This window comes from Candidatus Sulfuricurvum sp. RIFRC-1 (assembly GCF_000310245.1).
GTDB lineage: Bacteria > Campylobacterota > Campylobacteria > Campylobacterales > Sulfurimonadaceae > Sulfuricurvum.
Genome location: NC_020503.1, coordinates 1 through 1,452, shown reverse-complemented (window position 1 = coordinate 1,452; position 1,452 = coordinate 1). Strand labels below are relative to the sequence as shown.

The 1,452-nt window shown below is 63.4% G+C and carries 1 protein-coding gene; it reads right to left on the bottom strand.

What is annotated here, in order from left to right; all coding sequences use genetic code 11:
* Positions 1–557 precede the first annotated feature (557 nt).
* The gene (locus B649_RS12385) at positions 558–1,178 is read right to left on the bottom strand and encodes a hypothetical protein (protein ID WP_291750974.1); all 621 of its coding nucleotides are present in this window, start codon (positions 1,176–1,178) and stop codon (positions 558–560) included.
* Positions 1,179–1,452: the final 274 nt, after the last annotated feature.

Here is a 1,452-nt window from a genome sequence, read left to right as displayed (position 1 = left end):
TGCGCACGGCAAGATGTTTTGGTACGATAACCGCATGCGTGCTTTCAAGCTGTCGTTGAAGGGACGCCAGAGGCCCACCAGTTTTCCTAGGACTGTGTGGGCTTCGCCATTTCTGGTGCTGTGCGTGGGCCGCGTGGGACTTACCTAGACCGGCTGGAGTGGGCCGGATCGCGTACGCCATTGAGCCACCAGAATGGCAAAACGTGCGGAAATCATAGCACCGCTGGCGCTTCGCGCAAAACCTTGTTTTCATGGCGCGCAACGGCCACCAGCTGGGCGCAAAGGCTGCGCCGCGCGGGAAGCGTTTAAAGGCGTTTTGAGGCCCTGTGAGGCCATGCCTATGACGAGGCCTTGGGCGTGGTCAATCGGGCGCGCTGGTGGCGCTCTGAGCACATCGCCGGGCATGTCGCGCGGGTCAGGTCTACCTCTGCGAGGCCGGCCAGCTGGTGAGCGGAGCCAGCGCCCAGAAATAGACCTTAGCCAGGACACGCCAGCGCCTGCGAACGAGCCACACACCCAGGTTGACAACGCAGCGCAGGATAGGCGAAACGCCGGGTCTATGTGCCACAGGTCACCTTCGAATACGCACCATCGTGGAATCGTTCCGGCATCTCTCGAAGCGGCTCCAGCAGCACGCCACCGGGGATGAAGTGGCGCGCGTACATGGGCGGCAAGATCTCCCCGGTCTCCATCACGATCAACCGCGAACCCATGCGCCGCAGATCGCCAACGCCGTGCTCACGTTTGGCCCATTCCGGCAAGTTGTACCAACCCCGAACCAGCCGTGCCTGTGGCGTCAGTCCGCCCACGCCGTACAGCCTCAAATGTGGCGGGAATGCCGTGCCGTCGTCCAACTTGGATAGGTACTTCATGAGGTAGCCGACCCCCGTCCTGGCCTCTTCGACATTGGTCATTCCATGCGACCAAAACGCCTTGACTTGGCGCCCACCAGCCGTGGTTGTTTCCCTGTCCCAATGCGGCATGCGAACCCCCTTCGGGAGCCACGCGATCAGGTGGTAATGCACTGCACCGCGCTTCTGAAGTTCGGCCACCCACAGGTAACGGCACGGCACCCTGTGGCGTGCGCAATGCCGCCGGTATTGCTCCGAGGCGATGCTGATGTGATCCGCCCGCCAGTCGTCCACGCCGACGTATGTCAAGGTGACCAACCACGCCACCGGTGGACGGCGACCATGGTCGGCGAGGCCATGCAGATGACCGGCAGCCCACACCGACCGCCGCAAGCGCTTGACTCGTTTCGCCCTACCCCGCGCCTTGTCGAAAATGATCTCGAGGGGACTTGTTTTAGATGGGACAAGCCCGGGGGGCAGGGCGGCTGCGCCGCCGCCGTCAGCGCGCCCAAGCCCGCTCGCCGCGTGCAAGGGCGAGCCGCCGTCCGCTGCGCTTCCAGCTGCTAAACGTGAATTTGTATCAATGAGGGCCATGCGCGGA